The following is a 19,546-nucleotide window of genomic DNA, read 5'->3' on the forward strand; positions in this document are numbered from 1 at the left end:
TCGAGCCTACTCTGACAGTAGATGACCTGATGGCGGATATCGCGGTGATTTTCCACTGGCCGCCGTCAGAAATGAACGGCATGACGTTGGCGGAGCTGATCGGCTGGCGCCACAGAGCGCTGCAACGTAGTGGAGTAAAAATAGATGAGTAACAGCAGACAGGAGCTGGAGTCACAAAACGAGATTGTCATCGGGCTTCAAGCGATAGCCAAGCAGAGCAAAGAACTGATGAGGCAGTTGCGCAGGCCCACCGGGGATAAAAACCTGTACAACAGTCTGGGACAGGATATCCAACGAGCAGAGAAAAAAGTCAAACATCTGCGCCAGCAGGAAAATGACATCGACGCTTTCCAAAAGACGAACCAGTCGCTGGCTGAGACCAATAAGTTGCTGGCAGCGTCGCGCAAAAAATCCGCCGCGCTGGCAATGCTGACGAAAGATCGCGAGCCAAGCCAGCGTTCCCGATTTATGAACAAAGAGATTGCGCAGGTCGCGGAGACGATAAATGCCCTGGAAAAGAAACGTGATCTCCTCGCCGCAATCGATAAAAGCCAGCGCCATCATCTTACCCAGCAAGGGATTAATCTAAAATCGCTCGGCAATGAGCGCAAAAATCTGCGTGACGGCAGAATTAATGCCGGCGCCGCTATCGTTACCCTAAAAGAACAACGGCAATCGATAGCGCAGGAGCGCTATCGATCCGCACAGGCAGGCAATCAAGCGCGCCTCGACAAGCTGGAAAAATTACGCAACACCAGCAGCGCAGGCTTTTCTGTCGCCAAAAGTGCCACCATAGGGGGAGCTAACCTGCTGGCGCCGGGAATCGAATTTGAAAAACAGCTTTCTCAACTGCGGGCGCAGCTGAATCTGGGCAAATCTGATCCGCAGCTCACGGCTCTCGAGCAGCAGGCTCGCGGTATGAGCCAATCCGGTTATACCCCGGATCAAGCCCTACAAGCGCAAACAGCGCTGGCAAAACAAGGGTTGAATGCCAAGGAAATTTTAACGGCTTCGCCCGCCGCACTGACACTCTCCGCCGCGACGGGCAGCAGCGTCAACGAAGCCACCGCAACGATGACGGAAATGCTGCACAGCTTCAATATGGGCTCCGATCAATTCGACCGCATTGCCGATGTATTGGCGCTGGCCAGCAATCAATATGGCATGGATATTCGGGCCGTTGGTGCGGCCATGAAAAGCAAAGCCACAACAGGTGTCGATATCGTCAGTGCGGCGCAACAGATTGCGCCTTCGGGCAGAGAGAAGCTCCAGGCCAACCAGGTTGCCGGCTCAGCGCAGCACTTGGTCACCGTCAAAGGCGACAATATGGATGGTGATATCCAAAAGCTTTTTGCCTCATGGGATAGCCTGAGAATCAACCTGTTTAGCGGCCAAAACGCTGCCCTGCGGGAACTGACCCAAACGGCGACAGAGTGGCTGGTGAAACTGAATATGTGGATAACCAATAATCCGGCGTTGGCCGGCACCTTGCTGCAGGTCGCCGGTGGGCTCACGTTATTGCTCGGCGGCCTTAGCGGCGTCAGCCTGGTCGCCACCCAGGTACTCTCAGGGTTCTCTATTATCAGCGGCGCGATCCTAAAGGCAGGGCAAGCCATGATGTGGCTAGGGCGGATAGCGATGGCCAACCCGCTGCTGGCCATTGTCGGCCTGGTTGCGCTTGCCGCTTTTACCCTGATTGAAAACTGGGACAAGGTCGGCCCCTTCTTTAGCCATCTCTGGGAGCAGATATCGGCAGGGTGTGAGGCGCTGAAGAATTACATTTCAGACACCATTGATGGCTGGATAAAACAACTGACGTCATTGACCGAATATCTTCCCGACTGGATGCAATTTGGCGATAAGAGCGGCACCTCTGGCAATGCCGAAAACGGCAGCGCCTGGTTTGCCGGCAAGTTCGATCGCGGGGGAGACATTCCTGCCGGACAATTCGGCATTGTAGGCGAAAACGGTCCTGAGTTGGTCAGCGGCCCCGTTCAGGTGACCGGCCGCCGCCATACGGCCGCCATGTCGGCGGCTTTACTGTCGCTCAGCGCGCCTGTAATGCCGGCCTCGCCGGTAGCAGATTCGCCGGTAACCCAAATCCAGGTTCCGTCGGTCACTATCAACATCACTGCCGGCGCCGGTCAGAATGAACAAGACATCGGCCGCGAAGTCGCGCGGCAATTTGAATTACTTGCTCATCGCCAGGCGGCAAATGCTCGCAGCCGGATGAGTTAATCATGCGAATAGGAGAAATATGATGATGCTGACCCTCGGCATGTTCGTTTTTATGTTGAAAACCGTGCCTTATCAAAGCATGCAACGCAGCGCCAATTACCGCTGGCCGACTCTGCCGCGCATCGGCCAGCGCCCTGCCGCGCAGTTTCTGGGAGTAGACAATGAGAAAATAACGCTGACGGGAGTCTTGGTACCGGAAGTGACCGGAGGGACATTGTCATTGATGGCGCTTCAGCTCATGGCTACCCAAGGCAGAGCCTGGCCACTGATCGAGGGCAATGGAACTATTCATGGGATGTATGTCATTGAAAGCATAGTCGACACGAAAACCCAGCTTTTTTCGAACGGCAGCGCGCGACAGATAGAATTTACGATCAATCTGATGCGCGTTGATGAATCGCTGATCGCCATGTTCGGCGATCTGCGCCAACAAGCCTCTGACCTTGCCGATAAAGCAGGTCAGGCTGCGGCGCGGCTCAGGGAGATGCTGCCGTGATCACGCAAACCCCCGTCCCTATTGGCGCGCTCATTGCGCCAGACTACGCCTTGTTTTTGCAGCAAGCAGACATCACGGAGGCTTTCCGCCACCGTCTGCTCTCATTGACGTTAACCGATAATCGCGGTTTTACCGCGGATCGATTGGATCTTGAGCTCGACGATGCGGATGGGCAAATCGCCATGCCCAAACGCGGCCAAACGCTCACTGTGAAGCTCGGCTGGAAAGGACACGCCTTGATCGACAAAGGCAAGTTTATCGTTGATGAAATCGAACATCGTGGCGCACCGGATAAACTCGTCATTCGGGCCCGCAGCGTCGACTTTCGAAACTCGATGAACGTGGCGCGAGATCATTCCTATCACGATCGCCCCCTTGGTGACATCGTCAACGAAGTGGCCAACCGTAACCGGATGAGGCATACGCTGGCGGCAGGACTGGCAGAGATCAAAATCACGCATATCGATCAGTCTCAGGAAACGGATGTCGCCTTTCTTACCCGGCTGGCGACCATGAATGGTGCAGTCGCCGCCATTAAAAATGAACGCCTGCTGTTTCTGGTCCCAGGTTCTGGTCTAAGCATCTCGGGCAAACCGCTGCCGTCACTGACTTTGGAACGCAGCGATGGCGACCAGCACTACTTCAATGTGGCCGATCGGAACGCTTACACCGGCGTTATTGCCAAATGGCAAGATACTCAGCATGCCAGGCAACAGCAGATGACAGTACAACGTGAGGAAGGGAATACCACAGATGAAAATGCGGCTTCAAGCTATCTGGCAGGTGAAAGCAATAACGTTTTTACCCTGCCGACGCTCTACGCGAATAAAGAAAGCGCAATGCGTGCGGCAAAAGCCAGGTGGGCAAACATTCAACAAGGGAATGTGCAATTATCCATAAACCTCGCCGTTGGCCGCCCTGAGCTCAGTCCAGAAACGCCGATCCACCTGAGTGGATTCAAAGAGGTTATCGACAAACAAGCGTGGATCATAAGTCAAGTCGTTCACACGCTTAATGATCGAGGTTTCTCCACCAGCCTCGCATTGGATGTACTGACTCAACGCATGGAGTTTGCAATCACGGAGGGGTGATAATTCATTTGCATCTTAATCTTGCTTTTGCGAGTCAATGAGCTATTATAAGTCATATAACCTGATGTAGCAGAACGAGGGATTCAACTATGATGCACTGTCCATTATGCGGTCACGTGGCCCACACTCGCTCCAGCCGCTATCTGAGCGAGTCTACCAAAGAGCGTTACCATCAATGCCGCAACATCAATTGCAGCTGCACGTTCGCCACGCACGAGTCCGTCGCGCGGGTGATCGTCAAACCTGGCGATGACATTGTCCCGGCGCAGCCGCACCCGCCGGAGAGTCAGCATAAACAAAGCGCCGCCGCGCTGTAATGCAAAAAGCCTGCTTATGCAGGCTTTTTAATGTCGCTGCCAGGCGGCCAGGTCTCGCAAATGCGAGGTGATAGATTTTCCAGATAAAAAAAGGGGTTGGCATAATGCCAACCCCTGATAACTATTAACTTTTGGATGCAGCGTTAGCCAACGCGGTTCAGACGCTCTTTGATACGAGCAGCCTTACCAGTACGCTCACGCAGGTAGTACAGTTTAGCTTTACGAACGGCACCACGACGTTTCACAGCAATGCTGTCGATTACTGGGGAGTGAGTCTGGAATACGCGCTCAACACCTTCGCCGTTGGAAATCTTACGAACAGTGAATGCAGAGTGCAGACCGCGGTTACGGATAGCGATAACCACGCCCTCGAATGCCTGCAGACGTTTTTTGCTACCTTCAACGACCCATACCTTCACTTCCACGGAATCACCCGGACGGAATGCAGGTACGTCTTGTTTCATCTGCTCTTGTTCAAGTTGCTTAATAATGTTGCTCATAATATGTCTCTTACCCTAGGTAAACTGATATATCGGTCCCGTCTGATGTCAGACGTTTCCTTCATAGTCCTGTTGCCTGGCCTGATGTTCCCGTTGGAAATCAGCCAGCAACACCGCTTGCTCGTCAGTCAGAGCTAGGCTTTCTAGAAGTTCAGGTCTTCTAAGCCAGGTTCGGCCCAGCGACTGCTTTAAGCGCCAGCGACGTATCTCGGCATGGTTGCCCGACAGCAGAACCGGCGGCACTTCCATCCCTTCCAACACCTCGGGGCGGGTATAGTGCGGGCAGTCCAGCAATCCGTCGGCGAAGGAGTCTTCCTCCGCTGAGGCCTGATGGCCCAGCACACCCGGTATGAAACGGGCGACTGAATCAATCAGGGTCATCGCCGGCAGTTCCCCGCCGCTGAGAACGTAATCGCCGATTGACCATTCTTCGTCAATTTCGGTTTGGATTACGCGCTCGTCTATCCCTTCGTAGCGGCCGCACACCAGAATCATCTTCTGATTGGCCGCCAGTTCGCACACGCCGGTTTGATCCAGCTTGCGCCCCTGAGGTGACAGATAAATCACCTTTGCTCCCTCGCCTGCCGCTGCTTTCGCCGCATGAATGGCTTCCCGTAAAGGTTGCACCATCATCAGCATTCCCGGGCCACCGCCGTAAGGGCGATCGTCCACGGTGCGATGCCGGTCGTAGGTGAAGTCGCGAGGACTCCAACACTGCACGCTCAGCAGGCCATTTTTTACTGCCCGGCCAGTCACCCCGTAATCGGTGATAGCGCGGAACATCTCAGGAAACAGGCTTACAATACCGATGAACACAAGCCAATCCCCTTACCGTTATTCCACTTGCTTCGACCGTTTGATCCGGGGGTCAAAAACCAGGATCCCAATCTGCCTCAATCACGCGGGCAGTGAGATCGACTTTCTTGATAACCTGCCCATGAAGAAACGGAATCAACCGCTCCTTCATGCCGAACGCATCTTTCAGGTTCGCTTTCACAACCATCACATCGTTCGAGCCGGTTTCCATCATATCGATGACTTTACCCAGCTCGTAGCCGGCGGTGGTGACTACCTGGCAGCCCATCAGGTCTTTCCAGTAGTAATCATCACCCTCCAGCGGAGGAAGTTGATCGGAATCCACCATAATCTCGCGATTAGTCAGCAGATTCGCCGCGTCCCGATCGTCAATGCCTTTGACCTTGATGATCAGATCCTGACTGTGGCGCTTCCAGTCTTCCAACTCGATATGCTGCCACTGACCCGCCTGCTGGATAAACCACGGCTGATAGTCAAAAATGCTTTCGGCGTTCTCGGTGGATGAAAACACTCTGAGCCAACCACGAATGCCGTAAGCGGACCCCATTTTACCGAGTACAATCGGCGCGATCGGCGCTATCGGTTTGAGTTGCTTGCTCATTGCCACCACCGCGACAGATTAAGCTGCTTTCTTAGCGTCTTTGATCAGCGCGTGAACGCGATCAGAAACGGTTGCACCCAGACCGACCCAGTGCTCGATGCGGTCCAGGTCCAGACGCAGTGCTTCAGCCTGACCGGAAGCGATCGGGTTGAAGAAGCCTACGCGCTCGATGAAACGACCATCACGAGCGTTGCGGCTGTCGGTCACTACTACTTGATAGAACGGACGCTTTTTAGCGCCGCCACGTGCCAAACGAATTGTTACCATAACATCCTCTTTAGTTAATAAAACAGCCGGGCCCCATTGAGGGACGGGGCCCGGTTGCAATATAAAAAGCCCGAAAATTTTACTCATTTTGGCGCAAAAAGCAATCTAAAGCATCGATCGCAGGAGACAACTTTTGCAGCCTGTCAAATTTCGGGCGGTTTTCACCGCGAACGGCGAATGCTGAAAGCGCCCGCACTCGGCGTGCGGAGGCCTATCAGCGGCCTGGGAAGCCCGGCGGCATCATACCTTTCATGCCGCGCATCATCTTCGCCATGCCGCCTTTCTTCATCTTCTTCATCATACGCTGCATTTCGTCGAACTGCTTCAGCAAGCGGTTGACGTCCTGCACCTGCATGCCGGCCCCCATCGCGATGCGGCGCTTGCGCGAGCCCTTGATGATTTCCGGTTTGGCGCGCTCTTTCAGCGTCATCGAGTTGATGATCGCCTCCATGCGTACCAGCACTTTATCGTCCATCTGCGACTTGACGTTGTCCGGCAGCTGGCCGGCACCCGGCAGCTTGCTCAGCATGTTGGCCATGCCGCCCATGTTGCGCATCTGCTTGAGCTGCTCCAGGAAATCGGTCAGATCGAAACCGTCGCCCTTCTTCAGCTTGTTGGCCAACTTCTCCGCCTGCTCGCGGTCGACCTTGCTTTCGATATCTTCGATCAGCGACAGCACGTCGCCCATGCCCAGGATGCGCGATGCCACGCGATCCGGGTAGAACGGCTCCAGCGCTTCGGTCTTCTCGCCTACGCCGAGGAACTTGATCGGCTTGCCGGTAATGTGGCGGATGGACAGCGCGGCACCGCCGCGCGCGTCGCCGTCGACCTTGGTCAGCACCACACCGGTCAGCGGCAGCGCTTCGTTAAACGCCTTGGCGGTATTGGCGGCGTCCTGGCCGGTCATGGCGTCGACCACGAACAGGGTTTCCACCGGCTTGATCGCCGCGTGCACCTGTTTGATCTCGTCCATCATCGCTTCGTCAACGTGCAAACGGCCGGCGGTATCGACGATCAGTACGTCGTAGAATTTCAGCTTGGCCTGTTGCAGCGCGCGATTGACGATGTCGATCGGTTTTTCTTTGACGTCAGACGGGAAGAAGTCGATGCCGACGCCTTCCGCCAGCGTTTCCAGCTGTTTGATCGCCGCCGGGCGATAAACGTCCGCGGAAACCACCAACACTTTCTTCTTCTGTTTTTCTTTCAGGAATTTGCCGAGCTTACCGACGCTGGTGGTTTTACCGGCGCCCTGCAGGCCCGCCATCAGCACCACCGCCGGCGGTTGAGCCGCCAGATTCAGCTCGGTGTTGACTTCGCCCATCGCGGCGATCAGCTCGCCCTTGACGATCTTGACGAACTCCTGCCCCGGCGTCAGGCTCTTGTTGACTTCATGGCCGACCGCGCTCTCTTTGACGCGGTTGATGAAGTCGCGCACCACCGGCAGCGCGACGTCCGCTTCCAGCAACGCCATACGCACTTCACGCAGGGTTTCCTTGATATTCTCTTCGGTCAGCCGCCCGCGGCCGCTGATATTGCGCAACGTGCGCGACAATCGATCGGTTAAATTTTCAAACATCGTCTCATGCTCAACGTGTGATGACAGGCCGCTCCGGCGACACAATTGCGCCGATGATAACACGAAGCGCGCCGGATCTCTGCCTCAGCGTTGGAGATAGGTTGGAGTGAAACGCGCGCAACGTTATACTGACACTCCAATTAACCACGCCGAAGCAAAATTAAACGCTATGCCAGTTTTCTCCATTGTGGCTTTGATGGCCTACCTGCTCAGCCTTGGACTGATCATTCCCAGCTTGTTGCGGAAGAACAGCGCATACCGTCGGCTTGCCCTCGTCTCGGCGGTGGTGGCGCTGATTTGCCACGCTATCGCGCTGCAGCAGCGCATCTTCGACGTCAGCGCCGGGCAGAATCTCAGCCTGCTGAACATTGGCTCGATCGTCAGCCTGATCATCTGTTCGGTCATGACCTTCGTCGCCTCGCGCGACCGCGGCTGGTTCCTGCTGCCGATCGTCTACAGCTTCGCGATGATCAATCTGGCCTTCGCCAGCTTCATGCCCGGCGAGTTCATCACTCACCTGGAGTCCAGCCCGGAATTGATGGTGCATATCGGCCTGGCGCTGTTCTCTTACGCCACCCTGATCATCGCCGCGCTCTACGCCTTGCAGCTTGCCTGGCTCGACTACCTTCTGAAAAACAAGAAGTTGACCTTTAGCGCCGACATGCCGCCGCTGATGAGCATCGAGCGCAAGATGTTCCATATCACCCAGATCGGCGTGGTGCTGCTGACGCTCACTCTGTGCACCGGCCTGCTGTACATGGATAACCTGTTCAGCAAAGAAAACGTGCATAAAGCGGTGCTGTCGATCATGGCCTGGTTCGTGTATATCGTGCTGTTGTGGGGCCATTACCATGAAGGCTGGCGCGGCCGCCGCGTCGTCTGGTTCAGCTTCGCCGGCGCCTTCCTGCTGACGCTCGCCTACTTCGGCAGCCGTCTGATTCAGCAAGTGATGGTGCGCTAAGCCGGCCGCCTCAACTTTCCCTCTCTATAAGGAATACTGCATTGGAGCATGTGTCGACGGGGACCCTCATCATTATCCTGGTGATCATGATCGTGGTCTCCGCTTACTTCTCCGCCTCCGAAACCGGCATGATGACGCTCAACCGTTATCGCCTGCGTCACCTGTCCAAACAGGGCAATCGCTCGGCGCGCCGTGTGGAGAAGCTGCTGCAAAAACCGGATCGGCTGATCGGCCTGGTGCTGATCGGCAACAACCTGGTCAACATCCTCGCCTCGGCGCTGGCGACCATCGTCGGCATGCGGCTGTATGGCGACCTCGGCGTGGCGATCGCCACCGGCATACTGACCTTCGCCGTGCTGCTGTTCGCCGAAGTGCTGCCGAAAACCTTCGCCGCGCTCTACCCGGAACGCATCGCCTTCCCCAGCAGCTTCCTGCTGGCGCCGCTGCAAAAAGTGATGTTCCCGCTGGTCTGGCTGCTCAACGGCATTACCAGTATGACGCTGCGCCTGTTCGGCATTCGCACCAACGTGCGCATCAGCGATGCCGTCAGCAAGGATGAGCTGCGCACCATCGTGCGCGAATCCCAGTCGCAAATCTCCCGGCGCAATCAGGACATGCTGATCTCGGTGCTGGATCTGGAAAAGGTGACGGTTAACGACATCATGGTGCCGCGCACCGAGATTGTCGGCATCGACGTCAACGACGACTGGAAGTCGATCATGCGCCAGTTGACCCACTCGCCGCACGGCCGCATCGTGCTGTACCGCAGTTCGCTGGACGACGCCATCGGCATGCTGCGCGTGCGCGAAGCCTACCGCCTGATGACCGAGAAAAAAGAGTTCAACAAAGAGAACCTGCTGCGCGCCGCCGACGAGATTTACTTCGTGCCGGAAGGCACGCCGCTCAACGTGCAGCTGGTGAAGTTCCAGCGCAACAAAGAGAAGGTCGGCATCGTGGTCGACGAGTACGGTGACATTCAGGGCCTGGTCACGGTAGAGGACATTCTCGAAGAGATCGTCGGCGACTTCACCACCTCGATGTCACCCACGCTGGCGGAAGAGGTCACGCCGCAGAGCGACGGCTCGGTCTTGATCGACGGCACCGCCAACGTGCGCGAGCTGAACAAGGCCTTCAACTGGACCTTGCCGGCCAACGAGGCGCGCACCGTCAACGGCATGCTGCTCGAAGAGCTGGAAGAGATCCCCGAAATCGGCACCCGGTTGCGTATCGGCCATTACGATATCGACATTCTCGACGTGCAGGGCAACATGATAAAACAGGTGCGGGTCACGCCGATCACCTCGCTGCAGTCCAGCGTCGGCCATCACTGACCGCTGGCCAGAACGTAAAAAAGACGCGAAATCGCGTCTTTTTTTCTCTGCGGGAACTCGCGGCTAGATATGCAGTTCCTGCAGCTTCTCTTTCGGCAGCGCCAGCTCGTCGTTGTGGTTCACCACCACGTCGTTATCCAGGATGTGCTTGGCGATCTCCTGCGCTTCTTCCAGCGAGTGCATATGGTAAGTGCCGCACTGGTATTCGTTCAGCTCAGGGATTTTGCGCTGGTCGGTCACTTTCAGCACGTCGGCCATCGCCGCTTTCCACGCATCGGCTACGCGCTGCTCTTCCGGCACGCCGATCAGGCTCATGTAGAAACCGGTACGACAGCCCATCGGGGAGATGTCGATAATCTCCACGCCCTGGCCGTTCAGGTGGTCACGCATAAAGCCGGCGAACAGGTGCTCCAGCGTGTGAATGCCGCGCTCGGGCATCACTTCCAGGTTCGGGCGGCAAAAGCGCAGATCAAACACCGTGATGGTATCGCCGTGAGGCGTCTTCATGGTTTTCGCAACGCGGACAGCCGGGGCTGCCATACGGGTATGATCGACGGTAAAGCTATCCAGCAATGGCATTTCGCTACCTCCTCGTAAAAGAGCATTTATTTCGAAACTTTTTTTCCTAACCGGGAAACCTTTTCCAACCCTGCGAGTCTCAGTATCTGAAAGACGCGCATTTGTTATCATCATCCCTGTCATCAGAGATGCATATTTGGCCACATTGATGTGGCCTTTTTCTTTTTCAGCTTCCGCCGTTTTGCTTCAGGAACGCTTCAAAGCTTAGCGTATCATTGGCTTCTATGTCGCGTTGGCGTTGCCACGAGGCTTCCCGCTCTTTATCCAGCTCGGCCTCGTTCAGGATTTCCAACGGCTCTTCCAGCAGCATCTTGCGATATTGCTCCGCCAATTGCAGGCCGACGCGCCCGGTGCCTTCCGCTTGCATCGCTTTCAGGATGCGCGCGGAGAAGGTCAGCTCAGGGTCGTCGAACGCGGCGACCAGCTCATCGCACACCTGCTGGTATTGGCGATCGCCGGCTTCGCCGTCCAACACTTCCGCCACTCGACGCAGATCGGCGAACAACGCCTTGCCCACTTTTTCGAGCGGTTCATGGCTGGCGCCACAGCCGATGCCGATGGTCTGGCCCGGCTTGCGGCCCTCCAGGATCACCCGGTTCCAGTTCTTGCGCGTGCACAGCAGTTCATCGCTGCTCATCTCCGGCGCATCGGCCAGCGCGCACCACACCAGGAACAGATCCAGGAAACGCGCCTGCACCGCATCCACGCCAATCGGCGAGAACGGGTTGATGTCCAGCGAACGCACTTCGATGTATTCGATACCACCGCGCAGCAGCGCGTCCGACGGCGTCTCGCCGCTTTTGGTCACGCGCTTCGGCCGGATCGGCGCATACAGCTCGTTCTCGATTTGCAGCACGTTGCTGTTCAGCTGCAGGTAACGGTCACCCTCTTTCACGCCCAGCTTGGCGAACTCTTCGGAAGGCGTCGCGATCGCCCGCTTCAGACCGGCCACATAGCTGTGCAGATCGTTAAAGGTGATGCCCAGATTGCTCTGCGACTTGTTGGTATAACCCAGGTCGCTCAGGCGCAGCGAAGTGGCGTACGGCAGGTAGCACATCCCCTGCTCGGTGCGCTCGAACGGCAGATTGGTCTCGCGCCCCTTGAGGAACGAAGAACAAATGGCCGGCGATGCGCCGAACAGATACGGGATCACCCAGCCGAAACGATAATAGTTGCGGATCAGGCGGAAATAGCCCGCCGAGATCTGCTCTTTACCGCTTTCTGCGTCCTGCACGCCGGCCCAGGCCTGCCAAAACTCCAGCGGCAGCGAGAAGTTGTAGTGCACGCCGGAAATGGTCTGCATCAGCGCGCCGTAGCGATTCTTCAACCCTTCGCGGTACAGCGTCTTCATGCGGCCGATGTTCGACGAGCCGAACTGCGCCAGCTCGATATCCTGCTCGGCTTCGATAAAGCACGGCATGCTGAGCGGCCACATGCGCTCTTCGCCGATATTGCGCGCCACGTAGCGATGAATATCGCGCAGGAACGTCAGCAGGTGATCGATATTGTCATCAACCGGCGTAATGAACTCTAACAGCGCTTCGGCGAAATCCGTGGTGATCCAGTGGTGCGTCAATGCCGCGCCCAGCTTTTCCGGATGCCCGGTGGTCGCCAAGGTGCCGTTCGGCGTGACCCGCAGCGTTTCACGCTCGATGCCGCGACGAATGCCTTTTAATGCCTGGGGATGGGCTTCCAACCAAGAAAGCGCCTGTGATACGTCCGGGATCAAATTGACCTCCCGCTTCTAAAAACAATAACTCGTAAGCATACTGAATCCGCACCCGAGAGAATATTGAGTTATATTCACTTGGTTACTGCCACCAGGCGATGCCCTGTACCGTTATCATAGCCAAAACGATGTAACGCAGCGCCTTTCCGATACACAGAAACAGCGCGACAGAGCCCCAGGGCATGCGCAGCCAACCTGCCAACACGCACAACAAATCGCCCACCACCGGCACCCAGCTGAGCAACAGCGCAGCCGGGCCGAAGCGTTGCAGCCACCCGAGCGCCGTTGCCAGCCCCCGCTGTGGTTTCAACGCCGGTAACAGGCGCCCGATAATGACATTGGTCAAGCCACCCAGCGTGTTGCCCAGGGTCGCGGCCAGCACCAGCAACTCCGGCGAGACGCGACTCTGGGTCAGCAAGGCGACCAGAACGATTTCTGAATTTCCCGGCAGCAGCGTCGCACTGAGGAAGCTACTGCCAAATAACGATATTACGGCTAGCGTACTACTCACAGCGTACGGACGTCTACCACCGCCATACCGGCGCTTTTCGCCGCCTGAATGCCGAAATCAGCGTCTTCAAACACCACGCATTTTTCCGGCCGCACGCCGATCAGTTCGGCGCAGCGCAGGAAGGTGTCCGGCTCCGGTTTGTGGCGCTGCACGTCGTCCGCACCGACGATCGCGTCGAAGCAGTTGAACAGGCCGAGATGACGCAGCAGCATTTCCGCCATGCGGTGCTCGCTGCCGGTGCCGACCGCCATCGGACGGCGGCCATGATAGGACTTCACCACCTCGATCAGCGGCAATGGACGCACGCTGTCCAGCAGCATCGCTTCCACCGCGCGGGTTTTCTCCGCGGCCAGGTGATGAGGATCGAGATCGGCCTGATGGCTGGCGATAATCGCCTGCGCGATGCGCCAGGTCGGCGAACCGCTCAGCGCCACCATGGCCGCTTCATCAAACGTCATGCCATAACGGGACAGCACTTCACGCCACGCTTTACGGTGCGTTGGCTCGGTGTCCAGAATCGTGCCGTCCATGTCGAAAATAAGACCCTGATAGCGGTCGTACATCGTTACTCCATGATCGTTGAGGAAAGAAAACTACTTTAGCGTAAAGCCGTTGGGTTGTCGCTGACTGCGTCATAACGGAATGTGCTGTGCCCTATCGGGCGCAAAGGAGGACAGGGGTGAAGAGAGAATGGTTAAATGCTGAAAAGCGAAAAACCCGCCAAAGCGGGTTTCTCTTATATGGTGCATCCGGGAGGATTCGAACCTCCGACCGCTCGGTTCGTAGCCGAGTACTCTATCCAGCTGAGCTACGGATGCATTACTGTTTTTACTGCTTGCCTGCTTCGCTAATGAAGCCAGACTTAAAGAATGGTGCATCCGGGAGGATGATTCGGCGTTTGCGCCTCACCCTGCGGGCCGTTGCTGAAGCAACGTTATCCTCCCTAAGGGACACTTTCTTTTTTACTGCCCACCTGAAGATTTCTCTTCGCTGTACGGGAAGTGAAGAATGGTGCATCCGGGAGGATTCGAACCTCCGACCGCTCGGTTCGTAGCCGAGTACTCTATCCAGCTGAGCTACGGATGCACAGTAATTCTTTGATACCCTATGGTACTTTGTTCCCAACTCTACCATACGGCTAATATGGTGCATCCGGGAGGATTCGAACCTCCGACCGCTCGGTTCGTAGCCGAGTACTCTATCCAGCTGAGCTACGGATGCAAATGGCGGTGAGGCGGGGATTCGAACCCCGGATGCAGCTTTTGACCGCATACTCCCTTAGCAGGGGAGCGCCTTCAGCCTCTCGGCCACCTCACCAAACGCTTCTTTCGAATTGTGCCTAACTCGCTTTAGATAAGCTCATCGGCACTGCGTGGCGCACATATTACTTTCTCCGACTTTTAAGTCAAACAATTTTTCCCAAGTCATGCGCGTTTGCACAATTCGCACCCAACATGGGCGATTTCACGGCAAAAAGGGCGTTTTATCAACAGGCAACCGTAGCGTCTGTAGCAACTAAGCAGGAAACTAACCGGAAAAATAATCACGAAAAAGAAGAGGGAGGGCGAAGGAAGTGGGTAAAACGATGCAGTAGCGTCTCGTCTGGCAACGAGACGCTGCTTCGGAATCAGTAAGTCGTCTGCTGAGACTTCTCTGCCTGAATGCGCTGATAGATTTCTTCACGGTGAACCGAAACCTCTTTGGGGGCGTTCACACCAATACGCACCTGGTTGCCTTTTACCCCTAGCACAGTAACCGTAACCTCATCGCCAATCATGAGGGTTTCACCAACTCGACGAGTCAGAATTAACATTCTTTGCTCCTTGAAAGATTAAAAGAGTCGGGTCTCTCAGTTTCCCCGTCATTATCCATCATATGTGGTGAAAACGTAAGCCACGCAACCCACAATAAGTGTAAGCAGACTTGGTCCCACCTCAGATAATGGTAAGTTTAGCCGACCTGAAAAACTTTGTTCCCGCAATTGTAACTAAATTGTGTTAGCACAGTATGAAAACGCCATAATCAACAAAGTATTATGGCGTTTGTGCGTGCTATTTATTTATATTCACAGCTTCGAGGCCACCCAGGCTTCTACGCTGTTTAACGCCGCTGGCAGGGCGTTGATATCCGTCCCCCCCGCCATCGCCATATCCGGGCGACCACCGCCCTTGCCGCCGACCTGCTGCGCCACGTTGCCGATCAACTCGCCGGCTTTCACGCGGTCAGTCAGATCCTTGGTCACACCAGCAACCAGGCTGACTTTGTCATCAGCCGTCGTTGCCAACACGATGATGGCCGAACCCAATTGATTTTTCAGGTCATCTACCATGGTGCGCAGCATTTTGGCTTCGGCATTGTCCAACTGGCTGACCAACAGCTTCACGCCGTTAACCACTTTTGCCTGGCTGGACAACGAAGCGCTCTCCTGCGCCGCCTGCTGATCTTTCAACTGCTGCAGTTCTTTTTCCAGCGCGCGCGTGCGATCGAGCACCGAGCGCACTTTATCGGTCAGGGTGTTACTGTCGCCTTTGACCAACTGAGCAACGTCTTGCAACAAATCGCTTTGCTGATGCAGCGTAGCGATAGCGCCAGCGCCGGTCACCGCTTCAATACGGCGGATGCCCGCCGCGGTGCCCGACTCGCTCAGAATGCGGAACAGGCCGATATCGCCGGTGCGGCTGGCATGGGTGCCGCCGCACAGCTCGGTGGAGAAGTCGCCCATGGTCAGCACGCGCACGTTGTCATCATACTTCTCACCGAACAGCGCCATCGCGCCCTTCTCTTTGGCATCTTCCAAGGCCATCAGCTCGGTCTGCACCGGCAGGTTACGACGCACCTGCTGGTTCACCAGATCTTCCACCGCGCGGATTTGCTCCGGCTTCATCGCTTCGAAGTGCGAGAAGTCGAAACGCAGGTATTTGTCGTTAACCAGCGAGCCTTTCTGCGCGACGTGGTCGCCCAAAGTTTGACGCAGCGCGGCGTGCAGCAGGTGAGTTGCGGAGTGGTTCAGACGAATGCTGTTGCGGCGCTCAGCGTCGATCTGCGCGTCCACGCGATCGTTCAGCTTCAGCGAACCCTGCGCCAGTTTGCCCTGATGGCCGATAGCCTGACCGTATTTCTGGGTATCGTTGACCGTAAACTCAGCGCCGGCGGCTTTCAGCACGCCTTTATCGCCGACCTGGCCGCCGGATTCGCCATAGAACGGCGTCTCATCCAGCACCACCACCGCCTCTTCGCCGGCGTTGATCTGATCGACCGGCTGGCCGTCGCGGAACAGCGCGATGACCGTCGCCTGCTGCTCGTCGTGATCGTAACCGCTGAACTGGCTGCTGCCGTCCACGCGGATCAGGCTGTTATAGTCGGCGCCAAAGCCGCTGGATTCGCGCGCACGGCGGCGCTGCGCTTCCATCGCTTCTTCAAAGCCCGCTTCGTCGACTTTCAAACCGCGCTCGCGGCAGACGTCAGCGGTCAGATCGATCGGGAAACCGTAGGTATCGTACAGACGGAAAGCGGTTTCGCCGTCCAGGGTATCGCCCTGCAGCTTGGCCAGCTCTTCGTCCAACAGCGCCAGGCCACGCTCCAGCGTGCGGGCAAACTGCTCTTCTTCGGTTTTCAGCACCTGCTCCACCAGCGATTGCTGGCGTTTCAGTTCGTCGGCCGCCGGGCCCATCACTTCGATCAACGGCGCCACCAGTTTGTAGAAGAAGGTGTCTTTCGCGCCCAGCATGTTGCCATGGCGGATCGCGCGACGAATGATTCGGCGCAGCACATAGCCGCGGTTTTCGTTAGACGGGATCACGCCGTCCGACACCAGGAAGGCGCAGGAACGAATGTGGTCGGCGATAACGCGCAGGGATTTGTTGTCCAGATCGGTTGCGCCGGTCACTTTAGCCACGGCGGCGATCAGGGTACGGAACATATCGATTTCATAGTTGGAGTTCACATGCTGCAACACCGCCGCAATGCGCTCCAGACCCATACCGGTATCCACAGAAGGTTTCGGCAGCGGCAGCATGGTGCCGTCGGACTGACGGTTGAACTGCATGAAAACGATGTTCCAGATCTCGATGTAGCGGTCGCCGTCTTCTTCCGGGCTGCCTGGAGGGCCGCCCCAGATGTGATCGCCGTGATCGTAGAAAATCTCGGTGCACGGGCCGCATGGGCCGGTGTCGCCCATCTGCCAGAAGTTGTCGGAAGCGAAAGGCGCACCCTTGTTGTCGCCGATGCGGATGATGCGCTCGGCCGGTACGCCGATTTGCTTCTGCCAGATGTCGAACGCTTCGTCATCGGTTTCATACACGGTGACCCACAGTCGCTCTTTCGGCAGGTTGAACCAGTTTTCACCGGTCAGCAGTTCCCATGCGTAGCCGATCGCGTCGTGCTTGAAGTAATCGCCGAAGCTGAAGTTGCCCAGCATTTCAAAGAAGGTGTGGTGACGCGCGGTATAACCGACGTTTTCCAGGTCGTTATGCTTGCCGCCTGCGCGCACGCAGCGCTGCGAGGTGGTGGCGCGGGAATAGGCGCGTTTGTCGAGCCCCAGGAAAACATCCTTAAATTGGTTCATGCCGGCATTGGTAAACAGCAATGTCGGATCATTGTTAGGCACCAGGGAGCTGCTCGCTACAACCTGATGACCCTTACTATGAAAGAAATCGAGAAACGCTTGACGGATCTCAGCGGTGCTCTTGCTCATAATTTTCCTGGAAAGGCTAGAATAACGACACGTGAGCCGGTGACGCGTCATCCCGACGATGACAACCAGCTCACGAACAAAAAGTGGGGATAAGATAAATTTTCTTCAGAGGGAAGTAAAACCCCGTGTGCGCTCATTGCGCAAAATCACGGTAAATTGACTGAATTTCTTCCTGGAAGAAGCCGCGATAGAGCAGATAACGCTGCACTTTGGCTTTCTCTTTCCAGTCGGTTGGCAACGCATCGCCAAATTTTCGCTGCGCCACCTGTTTTGCCTGTTCGCACCAGTCGATATCGCATTCCGCCAGCGCGTCCTGCACCAGCGCTTTGTCGACGCCCTTTTGCATCAGTTCGCTGCGGATGCGCTGCGCACCGTAACCTTTACGGCTGCGGCTACCGATGTAGCTGTGAGCGAAACGCTTATCGTCCAGCCAGTTATGCTGATAACAGTAGGCGATAACCTGCTCGATCAGCGCAGGATCCACCGGCTCTTCAACCACCGGCGGTGATGCCGGCGCATGTGGCCCCTTGCTGCCAAAACGGGCTTTCGCCACAAACGGCTGCGCCGCAAGTTTGCGGCGCAGTTCAGCTTCACTATGATCGCGTTGCGACAGCAGGCGCATGGCGCGGCTTAGCAAGTCATTCATCATTCAAGCCTGAATTTATGGGATATGCGCCACACGAACGGCGGCGCACATCTTCAGCGATTAGAACTGCTCGCTGGTTTCCGCTTCGTCGTCTTCGAAGTCGTCACCGGAAGCGGCCACCAGCTCACCGCCGCTGTGCAGCAGCAAATCGCGCAGCTTCTTATCCAGCTCGGCGGCGATAGCCGGGTTTTCTTTCAGGAAGTTACAGGCATTCGCCTTGCCCTGACCGATCTTCTCGCCGTTATAGCTGTACCAGGCGCCGGCTTTTTCGATCATCTTGTGCTTCACGCCCAGATCGACCAGCTCACCACGGCTGTTGATGCCTTCGCCGTACATGATTTGGAATTCAGCCTGTTTGAACGGCGCAGCGATTTTGTTCTTCACCACTTTCACGCGGGTTTCGCTGCCCACCACTTCGTCGCCCTCTTTAATGGCGCCGATGCGGCGGATATCCAGACGCACCGAAGCGTAGAACTTCAGGGCGTTACCGCCGGTCGTGGTTTCCGGGTTGCCGAACATCACGCCAATTTTCATACGGATCTGGTTGATGAAGATCAGCAGGGTATTGGCGTTTTTCAAGTTGCCGGCCAGCTTACGCATCGCCTGGCTCATCATGCGTGCCGCCAGACCCATGTGCGAATCGCCGATTTCACCTTCGATTTCCGCCTTCGGCGTCAGCGCCGCCACGGAGTCGACGATGATGACGTCAACCGCGCCGGAGCGGGTCAGCGCGTCACAGATTTCCAGCGCCTGCTCGCCGGTGTCCGGCTGGGAGCACAGCAGGTTGTCGATATCGACGCCCAGCTTTTTCGCATAGATAGGATCCAGCGCGTGCTCGGCGTCGATGAACGCACAGGTTTTGCCTTCGCGCTGCGCAGCGGCGATCACCTGCAGCGTCAGGGTGGTTTTACCGGAGGATTCCGGGCCGTAGATTTCGACGATGCGGCCCATCGGCAGGCCACCGGCGCCCAGAGCGATATCGAGTGACAGTGAGCCGGTGGAGATCGTTTCCACGTCCATGGAGCGGTCTTCACCCAGGCGCATGATGGAGCCTTTGCCGAACTGTTTCTCAATCTGGCCCAGTGCCGCAGCTAACGCCTTTTGCTTGTTCTCATCAATAGCCATTTTTGCTCCTTCGTTTCGCAATGCCGGTGTTACCCCACACTGCCACTGAATGTATGTTGTGCAGGAAAT

20 protein-coding genes and 4 tRNA genes are annotated in these 19,546 nt (G+C 56.5%); 7 read left to right on the forward strand and 17 right to left on the reverse strand.

Features of this window, described 5'->3' with window-relative positions:
- Positions 1 to 29 precede the first annotated feature (29 nt).
- From ACJ8HB_RS09730 to ACJ8HB_RS09750, 5 genes are all read left to right on the forward strand, one after another.
- On the forward strand, positions 30 to 152 hold the full coding sequence (locus ACJ8HB_RS09730; RefSeq protein WP_072021583.1) for a GpE family phage tail protein: 123 nt from the start codon (positions 30 to 32) through the stop codon (positions 150 to 152).
- The gene (locus ACJ8HB_RS09735; RefSeq protein ID WP_094859818.1) at positions 145 to 2,238 is read left to right on the forward strand and encodes a phage tail tape measure protein; all 2,094 of its coding nucleotides are present in this window, start codon (positions 145 to 147) and stop codon (positions 2,236 to 2,238) included. The genes ACJ8HB_RS09730 and ACJ8HB_RS09735 overlap by 8 nt, the downstream gene beginning before the upstream one ends.
- A 22-nt stretch (positions 2,239 to 2,260) precedes the next feature.
- Positions 2,261 to 2,734: a phage tail protein gene (locus tag ACJ8HB_RS09740; RefSeq protein WP_033652990.1), complete on the forward strand. Its 474-nt coding sequence runs from the start codon at positions 2,261 to 2,263 to the stop codon at positions 2,732 to 2,734.
- Positions 2,731 to 3,825, forward strand: coding sequence for a phage late control D family protein (locus ACJ8HB_RS09745; protein ID WP_047569236.1), 1,095 nt, complete (start codon positions 2,731 to 2,733; stop codon positions 3,823 to 3,825). The genes ACJ8HB_RS09740 and ACJ8HB_RS09745 overlap by 4 nt, the downstream gene beginning before the upstream one ends.
- Positions 3,826 to 3,914: 89 nt before the next feature.
- Positions 3,915 to 4,142, forward strand: coding sequence for an ogr/Delta-like zinc finger family protein (locus ACJ8HB_RS09750; RefSeq protein WP_033637183.1), 228 nt, complete (start codon positions 3,915 to 3,917; stop codon positions 4,140 to 4,142).
- Positions 4,143 to 4,285: 143 nt separating this feature from the next.
- Here the strand turns inward: ACJ8HB_RS09750 and rplS are convergent, their stop codons facing one another.
- From rplS to ffh, 5 genes are all read right to left on the reverse strand, one after another.
- Positions 4,286 to 4,642, reverse strand: coding sequence for a 50S ribosomal protein L19 (gene rplS, locus ACJ8HB_RS09755; RefSeq protein WP_025301638.1), 357 nt, complete (start codon positions 4,640 to 4,642; stop codon positions 4,286 to 4,288).
- Between the two features lie 48 nt (positions 4,643 to 4,690).
- Complete coding sequence (gene trmD / locus ACJ8HB_RS09760) at positions 4,691 to 5,458, reverse strand: tRNA (guanosine(37)-N1)-methyltransferase TrmD (protein WP_047569238.1); 768 nt, start codon at positions 5,456 to 5,458, stop codon at positions 4,691 to 4,693.
- A gap of 52 nt (positions 5,459 to 5,510) precedes the next feature.
- A complete protein-coding gene (gene rimM, locus ACJ8HB_RS09765; RefSeq protein ID WP_047569240.1) occupies positions 5,511 to 6,059 on the reverse strand; it encodes a ribosome maturation factor RimM in 549 nt (182 codons plus the stop codon).
- 18 nt (positions 6,060 to 6,077) lie between these two features.
- Entirely contained in the window at positions 6,078 to 6,326 is a 249-nt protein-coding gene (gene rpsP / locus ACJ8HB_RS09770) for a 30S ribosomal protein S16 (RefSeq protein WP_004932501.1), read from the reverse strand.
- A gap of 214 nt (positions 6,327 to 6,540) precedes the next feature.
- Positions 6,541 to 7,902 carry a signal recognition particle protein gene (gene ffh, locus ACJ8HB_RS09775; RefSeq protein ID WP_004932504.1) on the reverse strand — a complete coding sequence of 454 codons (1,362 nt, stop codon included), beginning with the start codon at positions 7,900 to 7,902 and terminating at the stop codon, positions 6,541 to 6,543.
- A 169-nt stretch (positions 7,903 to 8,071) separates the two neighbouring features.
- On the opposite strand from ffh, the gene ACJ8HB_RS09780 reads away from it, so the two are divergent.
- Positions 8,072 to 8,863, forward strand: coding sequence for a cytochrome C assembly family protein (locus ACJ8HB_RS09780; protein ID WP_033637181.1), 792 nt, complete (start codon positions 8,072 to 8,074; stop codon positions 8,861 to 8,863).
- 41 nt (positions 8,864 to 8,904) lie between these two features.
- Positions 8,905 to 10,194, forward strand: coding sequence for an HlyC/CorC family transporter (locus ACJ8HB_RS09785; RefSeq protein WP_033637180.1), 1,290 nt, complete (start codon positions 8,905 to 8,907; stop codon positions 10,192 to 10,194).
- 63 nt (positions 10,195 to 10,257) lie between these two features.
- On the opposite strand, the gene luxS is transcribed toward ACJ8HB_RS09785, so the two are convergent.
- From luxS to recA, 12 genes are all read right to left on the reverse strand, one after another.
- Complete coding sequence (gene luxS / locus ACJ8HB_RS09790) at positions 10,258 to 10,773, reverse strand: S-ribosylhomocysteine lyase (protein WP_019455133.1); 516 nt, start codon at positions 10,771 to 10,773, stop codon at positions 10,258 to 10,260.
- Positions 10,774 to 10,939: 166 nt separating this feature from the next.
- Positions 10,940 to 12,502 (reverse strand): glutamate--cysteine ligase, encoded by a 1,563-nt coding sequence (gshA, locus tag ACJ8HB_RS09795; protein WP_047569248.1) that lies wholly within the window; start codon positions 12,500 to 12,502, stop codon positions 10,940 to 10,942.
- A gap of 82 nt (positions 12,503 to 12,584) precedes the next feature.
- Complete coding sequence (locus ACJ8HB_RS09800) at positions 12,585 to 13,013, reverse strand: YqaA family protein (protein WP_004932520.1); 429 nt, start codon at positions 13,011 to 13,013, stop codon at positions 12,585 to 12,587.
- The gene (yqaB, locus tag ACJ8HB_RS09805) at positions 13,010 to 13,576 is read right to left on the reverse strand and encodes a fructose-1-phosphate/6-phosphogluconate phosphatase (RefSeq protein WP_033650025.1); all 567 of its coding nucleotides are present in this window, start codon (positions 13,574 to 13,576) and stop codon (positions 13,010 to 13,012) included. Before yqaB ends, ACJ8HB_RS09800 begins: the two co-directional genes overlap by 4 nt.
- A 178-nt stretch (positions 13,577 to 13,754) precedes the next feature.
- Positions 13,755 to 13,831: transfer RNA gene (locus ACJ8HB_RS09810), tRNA-Arg, on the reverse strand.
- Between the two features lie 191 nt (positions 13,832 to 14,022).
- A tRNA-Arg gene (locus ACJ8HB_RS09815) sits at positions 14,023 to 14,099 on the reverse strand.
- 58 nt (positions 14,100 to 14,157) lie between these two features.
- A tRNA-Arg gene (locus ACJ8HB_RS09820) sits at positions 14,158 to 14,234 on the reverse strand.
- A gap of 3 nt (positions 14,235 to 14,237) precedes the next feature.
- Positions 14,238 to 14,330 (reverse strand) — tRNA-Ser (locus ACJ8HB_RS09825).
- A 310-nt stretch (positions 14,331 to 14,640) separates the two neighbouring features.
- Positions 14,641 to 14,826 carry a carbon storage regulator CsrA gene (csrA, locus tag ACJ8HB_RS09830; protein ID WP_004091602.1) on the reverse strand — a complete coding sequence of 62 codons (186 nt, stop codon included), beginning with the start codon at positions 14,824 to 14,826 and terminating at the stop codon, positions 14,641 to 14,643.
- A gap of 252 nt (positions 14,827 to 15,078) precedes the next feature.
- Positions 15,079 to 17,706, reverse strand: a complete 2,628-nt coding sequence (gene alaS, locus ACJ8HB_RS09835; protein WP_094859819.1) for an alanine--tRNA ligase — start codon at positions 17,704 to 17,706, stop codon at positions 15,079 to 15,081.
- Between the two features lie 133 nt (positions 17,707 to 17,839).
- Positions 17,840 to 18,352 carry a recombination regulator RecX gene (gene recX / locus ACJ8HB_RS09840; protein WP_047569255.1) on the reverse strand — a complete coding sequence of 171 codons (513 nt, stop codon included), beginning with the start codon at positions 18,350 to 18,352 and terminating at the stop codon, positions 17,840 to 17,842.
- 60 nt (positions 18,353 to 18,412) lie between these two features.
- A complete protein-coding gene (gene recA, locus ACJ8HB_RS09845) occupies positions 18,413 to 19,477 on the reverse strand; it encodes a recombinase RecA (protein ID WP_004932541.1) in 1,065 nt (354 codons plus the stop codon).
- Positions 19,478 to 19,546 lie beyond the last annotated feature (69 nt).

Origin of the sequence: Serratia sp. CY27727 (assembly GCF_052169275.1) — a bacterium.
GTDB classification, from domain to species: Bacteria; Pseudomonadota; Gammaproteobacteria; order Enterobacterales; family Enterobacteriaceae; genus Serratia; species Serratia sarumanii.

Excerpts from the sequence above, each read along its gene's own strand:
- csrA (WP_004091602.1), bottom strand. The coding sequence starts at position 14,826 with ATGTTAATTCTGACTCGTCGAGTTGGTGAAACCCTCATGATTGGCGAT.
- recA (WP_004932541.1), bottom strand. The coding sequence starts at position 19,477 with ATGGCTATTGATGAGAACAAGCAAAAGGCGTTAGCTGCGGCACTGGGC.
- rpsP (WP_004932501.1), bottom strand. The coding sequence starts at position 6,326 with ATGGTAACAATTCGTTTGGCACGTGGCGGCGCTAAAAAGCGTCCGTTC.
- ACJ8HB_RS09730 (WP_072021583.1), top strand. The coding sequence starts at position 30 with ATGGCGGATATCGCGGTGATTTTCCACTGGCCGCCGTCAGAAATGAAC.
- rimM (WP_047569240.1), bottom strand. The coding sequence starts at position 6,059 with ATGAGCAAGCAACTCAAACCGATAGCGCCGATCGCGCCGATTGTACTC.
- ACJ8HB_RS09780 (WP_033637181.1), top strand. The coding sequence starts at position 8,072 with ATGCCAGTTTTCTCCATTGTGGCTTTGATGGCCTACCTGCTCAGCCTT.
- ACJ8HB_RS09735 (WP_094859818.1), top strand. The coding sequence starts at position 145 with ATGAGTAACAGCAGACAGGAGCTGGAGTCACAAAACGAGATTGTCATC.
- luxS (WP_019455133.1), bottom strand. The coding sequence starts at position 10,773 with ATGCCATTGCTGGATAGCTTTACCGTCGATCATACCCGTATGGCAGCC.
- yqaB (WP_033650025.1), bottom strand. The coding sequence starts at position 13,576 with ATGTACGACCGCTATCAGGGTCTTATTTTCGACATGGACGGCACGATT.
- rplS (WP_025301638.1), bottom strand. The coding sequence starts at position 4,642 with ATGAGCAACATTATTAAGCAACTTGAACAAGAGCAGATGAAACAAGAC.
- recX (WP_047569255.1), bottom strand. The coding sequence starts at position 18,352 with ATGAATGACTTGCTAAGCCGCGCCATGCGCCTGCTGTCGCAACGCGAT.
- ACJ8HB_RS09740 (WP_033652990.1), top strand. The coding sequence starts at position 2,261 with ATGATGCTGACCCTCGGCATGTTCGTTTTTATGTTGAAAACCGTGCCT.
- ACJ8HB_RS09750 (WP_033637183.1), top strand. The coding sequence starts at position 3,915 with ATGATGCACTGTCCATTATGCGGTCACGTGGCCCACACTCGCTCCAGC.
- alaS (WP_094859819.1), bottom strand. The coding sequence starts at position 17,706 with ATGAGCAAGAGCACCGCTGAGATCCGTCAAGCGTTTCTCGATTTCTTT.
- ffh (WP_004932504.1), bottom strand. The coding sequence starts at position 7,902 with ATGTTTGAAAATTTAACCGATCGATTGTCGCGCACGTTGCGCAATATC.